Origin of the sequence: Victivallis sp. (genome assembly GCF_048170485.1) — a bacterium.
GTDB lineage: Bacteria > Verrucomicrobiota > Lentisphaeria > Victivallales > Victivallaceae > Victivallis.
Genome location: NZ_DBEXAY010000117.1, coordinates 1 through 6,575, shown reverse-complemented (window position 1 = coordinate 6,575; position 6,575 = coordinate 1). Strand labels below are relative to the sequence as shown.

Below are 6,575 nucleotides of genomic sequence, written 5' to 3'. Positions count from 1 at the left end.
CCGACTCTATGGACCATGCCTCCTGCCACCCCTGCTTGTCGGGGCAGCGTTCTTGAGATTACTTTTCCAGTCCCGCCAAGTCAGGTTTACAATCTGTAAAAACGTGGAACAGATGTGCATAAATATCGGATACGCCCCGTCACAGCCATCAGTTAATTTGCCCCGGAAGAATCAGGGGCCACATCGACGGCGGGCGGGGTATAATGTTCCCTGCCGCCGAGCAGCTTCCACTGCTTATATACGCCCAGCAGAGCAAAGGTTGCCAGCAGTGTGATGCAGAAATCCCACAGAAACATGACCCGGTAGCCGAAGCAGTCGGTCAGAATTCCGCCCAGCCAGGATCCGAACAGGACAGCAACGGCGTTGACCATGGAGTTCGCGCTGGAAAACTGCCCGAATTTGTCCGGCGGCAGCAGGTTGATCAGAAGTGGACTGTAGGCCAATCCCTGAATCGCGTACATGATCGCAGTCGCGATGCCGATCACGGCAAAGGTCATTGGCGTGTAGACGAAGAAATAACCGAAGACATTGACCAGAAGAATGAAGATTCCGCCGATCAGGTAGATGAACATTGGATGCGTCCGGTCCATGATTTTACCCATGAAGAAAATGACGACGGCCGAAATCACCGCACCGATTCCGATGATTCTGCCGTAACCGCTGATGGACAAACCGATGTCCTTGGTGGCGAAAAGAATATTGTACATGCTTCGACAGATGTTGGAAGCCTGATTCAGTCCGGTGCAGAAAAACAGCAGAACAAATATCCTGCGGGAGAAGCACTCCCGGAAGAACATGGCCACATAGGCCTTCGCCCGTACCAGGAAATTGCCGGAAACGGAAATTGTGTCCTCGACCGGCGGATATTTTCCTTCCGGAACAAAGCAGAGAAGCAGGATGTAAATGGCCAGATACAGAGCTCCGAGGATGCAGAAGGTTGTTTTCATGCTGTCGACGGCATATTTCAGGATGAAAAAGTTGAATCCGGCGCTCAAGCCTGAACCGGCTATCGTGGCAATCGCCATATAGCGGCCGAGGCATTCCCTGGGGATCACGTCTGCAATCAGGTAATAGATGACCGAGCCGGGAAAGAGGTAGACGACCTGGAACAACAGGATCAGCGTTGCCAGCAGCCAGAATGCGACATTGACCGACCGGAGAGCCGGAAAGATTTCCACAAGCAATGCGGCCAGATCGCCGGACCAGGCGATCAGCACCAGCAGAAGGACGAGTACCGGCGCGGAACCGATCAGAAACGGCATGCGCCGCCCGATCCGGCTTCTGGTTTTGTCGCTGATCGTGCTGATCAGCGGACAGAGCACGAAGTTGAGTGCCTGGGGAATCGTACTGATAATCAGGGCGATTTCCGTGGAACTTGCTCCGACGCGGTCCAGCAGGATCGGTTTCACACTCGGGACCAGGTTGTAACACACCAGGCTCATCGCCTGGGTCGCCAGCAGCATCATAACCGAAACGAGCAGCAGGCGCGGCAAGGTATACCGCAATGTGCCGACCCGGTAGCTTCGGGGAGAAGGGGATTGTTCCATTTGGGTTCTCAAGCTTTCTTCTCTCTGCGGAAATATTCCAGAACATCCGGTGCGATTTCAGGGATCTCACGGCATCTCAGGTCTCCCCGCATGCATTCGTGCGCTGCGATTCCGACCAGGACCGCGCGCATGGCATCCAGAGGATTGGAGATCGGCTCCGCCGTTCCCCGGACATATTCCCGGAAGTTTCTCATGATCGCCGGGTCAGCACCGGAATGTGTTCCGGCAATGCCGCGCAACGTTTCGACGCGATCGGGCACGTTATAGCCTTCGGCGCGGTTCGTCCAGATGAGAATCTGCGCATTGTCCTCAACTCCGTGGTTTTCAATGCGCCCTTTTGTGCCGATGAACGTGAAGTTGCGGTCGCTGTCCGGCGTGTAATGACATTGCAGATAGGCGCACTGCTTTCCGGAGGCGAGCTGCATCAGAATCATGCTGCTGTCCTCGACGTCGATCACGAGGGAGTATGGCGGAGCGGCCTCCGGCGGATAGTTCTTCACATCCCACAGCGCATGTCCGGGAGTGCCGGGAGCGCGGCGGCGGCATTTGTCATAGACCGAAAGCATTCCCATTCCGGTAACTTTCGTCGTGTGCGAAGCCATGAGCCAGTGCAGCACATCGATGTCGTGCGCGCCCTTTTGCAACAGGAGTCCGGTGGTGTGTTTCCGTTCCGAATGCCAGTCATGAAAATAGGCGTCGCCGCCGTAATTGATGAAATGTCGCTCCCAGGCGAGCTGGACCTCGCCGATCACGCCGGAATCGATCAGCTCCTTCATGCGCAGAATGACGGGCATGCAGCGCATATTGTGGCCGATGTACAGTTTTTTCCCGGTCCGCATGGCGGCGCGCAGGATTTTCTCACAACCGCTGGCGGTGATTGCCAGCGGTTTCTCAAGATAGACGTGTTTCCCGGCCTCCAGGGCGGCAACGGCCATCTCTTCATGCAGATCATCCGGTGTGATCACGAATACGGCGTCAAGCTCCGGCAACGCGAGGAGCTTCCGGTAATCGGAAAATGCTTTCGCCGTTGGAAAACGTTTTTTAAATCCGGCAAGCTGCTCCTGATCGACATCCGCGCCGGCGGTGATTTCGTATCCCTGCTCCGGGAGATGGTTGTTGTCCAGGAAAACGCCGCCGCGTCCTCCGACTCCGATAATTCCGAACCGTATGGTCTGCATTTTTTCTTTCCGTATCCTGTGGGGAGAAATCTCCCCCGTTATATTCAATTGCTTTTCAACAGGTGAAGTTCCAGGGATTTCAGGACACTGTTTTCCGGAAATGCTTTCCCGTTGAACAGGTCGGTCCATTTTCCCGCAAGCCGGATCTCGACCGGAGCTTTGGTGAGATTCACGACATAGAGGAGCGTTTCCCCGTTTTTCCCTCTGGCGGTGCGGTATTCAACCCCGAAAGGAATTTTGCCGTCCTTGCCGGTGATTACAACCGGCGGAGTGATTTTCATTGCCCCGAGAAGCGCCTCAAGCTCCCCGGCATATTCCACAGGGCCGGACGATGGCTTGCGGATGAACTTCTTCAAGGTTTCCTGCCGTCCCGGTACCGGCTTCCCGTATTCGTCACAGGTCAGGGCGTCTTTGCCGAAAGTCAGGACCTTTCCTCCCTTTTCTGCAAATGCGGCAAGTGCCGCGAAAGTCCGTCCGGAGATCCGCTTCGCCTCCGGGACAATGACGATTTTTGCATTTTTGAAATCATTTCTCTCGACCATGCGTTCGGAGAGAAAACGCACCGGCCAGCCGGTAAAGTAACTTCCCTCATAGACGCCGTACAGGCTTTTGACATAGAGGTCGCGATCCGTCATGGCCGGCAGGGAGTGCAGGATGCGGAACGGCGGCTCCGCCTGCCTGCGGAAGGCCGCAATCTCTTCCGGGAAACGCCGCAGGTCGATCGCGCACTGAATCGTGGCGTGATAGGTGTTGGCACGCGTGAACGCATATTCGCCGTAGGTGTGAAAGGAGGGCACCCAGACCCAGACGCTGCCGGCATTCAAACCGTGAAAGTAGGTCAGGATGTTGGAAATGTAAGTTTCTTCGTCCGAATACTCCTGATACACCCCATCGACGATGATATGGTTTTCATTGTTCGTGATCGGTTTCTCCGGATAGAACGAGCGGGCCAGGTCGCAGTCGATCGTTCCCTTGCTGAAATTGACGGCGAAGGAGGAGGCGTCGACGCCGACGCCGCCGTCGAATCCGACGAGATCGAAGATATTCCATATCCCTTCAAAATCGCAGAGGACGATCAGCGGATCAAGACCGGTAATGTTGTAATTGGTCGAATAGTGCGTGGTGACTGGCCGCCCGAAATACTGTCTCTTGAAATCCGCATCGATTTTCTGTCGGGGCAGGATCCGGGACAGGCGGTAGAGAAAGCTCTCATATTTCAGCGCAGGAAACCGCAGCGCCTTGCCGTAGTCAATTTCTTCAAAGTTTTTGAAATCGGTACTCAGTTCATAATTAAGTTTTCCAAGCGTTCCGAACTTCTTCCTGAGATACGCCTGGAACTCCGCATTCCATGCCGGCGTCATCTCATACTTGCGCGGAAATTGTTCTCCTTGAGCGATGCTGAACACCATGTTGGGACTGATTTGCTTCATCGGGTAAAGATAATGATTCGGATTGGTGGCCCGACTCTTGTAATAGTCGGTCGTGATCGTCTCCTCATTCAGAAACGTTGCTGTCGTCGCACCGTAGGAGAAGTACAGTCCGTTCTCCTCCGCCAACTTGATCAGACCGTCACGCCTCTTTCCGCCGACGTAGAACACATTGACGAAATTCATTCCCGTTTCGGCAATCACGGGGAAGTGTTCATCCCGGAAACCGCGGACGTTCGTCCAGGTGTTCGGACCGATCAGCAGCAGCTCCCTGCCGTCCACCTTGAAGCCTCCGTCCGCAACGACCGGCTGAACGCCGCGGCGATACGCGGGGAGTGTGACGGGAGCCGTCCTGCCGGCGAGGATATCGTCAGCCCGTGCAAGCAATTTCCCGGAAAGCGCATCAAGGTACGAAAGATTTTTGTAGAGACGATCGTAAACGTAACGCTTATAGGGACCTTCAACTTTGACCTTTTTCTGGCCCTGCATCACCTCTTCCGCTGAAATGTCGCTCCGTGACAACGTGATGAAATAGCGGAACATGGCAGCGCACGCCTTGAGATATTCCGGCTGTTTTCCGGTTTTCGCGACAATCTGCTCTATTTTTTGGGAGAGAGCCTTTTCCCCGCCTTCGACTTTGGCGATCAGTGAATTCAGAAATTCCCTGCTGAGCAGGGAAAGCGTCTCCTGCGTCTCATACAGGACTTTGCCGTCTTTGACCAGCGCCGTCTGGATGGTATAATTTCCGGCGGGGACGGCTCCGGCGGCAAGTTCGCTGCTGAAATTGTTGAAACCTTTCGTCAGCGGAAAAGATAATTTTTCCTTTCCATTGAAAAAAATCTTCAACTCGGCGGGAAGCAGCTTTTCATCTGAAAGCATGACAAACGAAGAGAATTTTGTTTTGTCGTCCGCAAAAAGAATTCTGGACGGAAAGGCACTTTGCGGTTTCGGTTCCCTCGATGAAGCCGCAATTGCGGACTCCACCGACTGCAGATTCAGGTCAAGATAGAGAGCTTGATTGCGGCCGCCGAAAACCCCGTCGGTAATACCCATCCAGTTTTCGTAATTTGTTCCGTCATCCTGATCGATTACCGCGAAATTGAAACCGAATTTTCCGCGGATCAGCTCAAATGGTTTCAGAAATTTCCAGGGGATTGCCAGATCGTAAACAATCCCCCGTTCGCGCAGGCGCGACTTATTCCGGATCGTTCCGGAGAGATCGCCGACAAATGATTTGTCGGGATGCCCGAAACAGTAGATCACAGGCCGGGCGCCGGCCTGCGCCACGGCGAAGTTGATGAAGGAGCGTCCGTCACGGTCGCATAATGCATCGATGCCGAACTGGACGGAGTCCCCGAGCCAGATGGCATCACCGTCAAAAGTATTGCGCAAAATGTCGTCCGTCACGTCGATCAGCAAATAGAGATATTCGCTGTCGTAAGCGCATTTGAAGAGGAAGCTCAGGTCGGCCGGACCGCTCCACGTGTTTGTGGCGATCGGCCGGTAGTCTCTGGTTTCACCGCGCGTGACGCAGACCGGGATCTTATCCCAGTCGGAGAAATCGCCGTGATAATTTTTCTTTAAAGCTTCCGCAAAAATCTGTTTCCCCGTCAGCAGCTTGTTGAGCGAGGCTTCCGAATGCGCCTCGTCCGGCTTGCCCGCCGCCTTTTTCAGGGAATTGAGAAGCTCGACATCACTGTCCTGCAGAACGCGGCCGATGACGAAGGAAACCTCTTCAACCCCGCCCGCCGCGATATTGATCCCGGTAGCCGGAATGATGGTGCGGAAAGGAATGAAAAACATCCCCGGCGGCATATATGATTTCGCCTCACAGGAAAGATAATATCGTAACCCGTCGGCCTTTTTCCCTAAAATATACTCCTTGCATTTTGTTCCGCCTTTCTGTTCTGCCGCGGAGGGGTACGGTTTCAGCGCCATCGAATCAATGGCGCACTCTTCGAATCTGGTCATGAGCCCGACATTGAACTTGTGCAGGGAAAACGGTTTAACCGCTGTCAGCCTTTCGGTAACCACCACACCGGGAATGCCGGATACGAACTGGTAGTACACGATGAGGCGTGCAAAATCGATCGGCCGCACCGGCTGCCCTTTTTCGGATTCAGCGAGGGAGAGATCCGCTCGAATGACCTTTTTCATGTCGCTGTTTTCCAGAACGGTGAACTTGTTGTCCCGTCCGTCCGGCACTATATAAAACTGGCGGCCTCCATTCGATACAAGCAGGACGTTCGCAATAGGCCGTTCCAGTCTTTTGGCCTCCACACTCTCCAGAATGTGGCCTCTGGCGGGAACGATGAATTCCGCCCCGCCGCTTTTGACGGTAATGGCTTTTTCCGTCCGGCTCAGACTGTACGGCTCGGCTGCCGCAAGCGACAGGACCGCGAAAGCACAAAAAAATGAAATCA

General features: G+C 54.4%; 3 protein-coding genes. All 3 read right to left on the bottom strand.

What is annotated here, in order from left to right:
• Positions 1–152 precede the first annotated feature (152 nt).
• From ACMLHG_RS06205 to ACMLHG_RS06195, 3 genes are read right to left on the bottom strand one after another with little or no spacing between them, the layout of a single operon-like run.
• On the bottom strand, positions 153–1,547 hold the full coding sequence (locus ACMLHG_RS06205) for an MFS transporter (RefSeq protein ID WP_417169930.1): 1,395 nt from the start codon (positions 1,545–1,547) through the stop codon (positions 153–155).
• Between the two features lie 8 nt (positions 1,548–1,555).
• Complete coding sequence (locus ACMLHG_RS06200; RefSeq protein WP_417169929.1) at positions 1,556–2,725, bottom strand: Gfo/Idh/MocA family protein; 1,170 nt, start codon at positions 2,723–2,725, stop codon at positions 1,556–1,558.
• A gap of 44 nt (positions 2,726–2,769) precedes the next feature.
• Positions 2,770–6,309, bottom strand: coding sequence for a sugar-binding protein (locus ACMLHG_RS06195; RefSeq protein ID WP_417169928.1), 3,540 nt, complete (start codon positions 6,307–6,309; stop codon positions 2,770–2,772).
• Between the last annotated feature and the right edge of the window lie 266 nt (positions 6,310–6,575).

What these genes read in the sequence shown, in the direction of transcription:
- ACMLHG_RS06205 (WP_417169930.1), bottom strand. Translation starts at nt 1,547, where the DNA reads ATGGAACAATCCCCTTCTCCCCGAAGCTACCGGGTCGGCACATTGCGG.
- ACMLHG_RS06200 (WP_417169929.1), bottom strand. Translation starts at nt 2,725, where the DNA reads ATGCAGACCATACGGTTCGGAATTATCGGAGTCGGAGGACGCGGCGGC.
- ACMLHG_RS06195 (WP_417169928.1), bottom strand. Translation starts at nt 6,309, where the DNA reads ATGAAAAAGGTCATTCGAGCGGATCTCTCCCTCGCTGAATCCGAAAAA.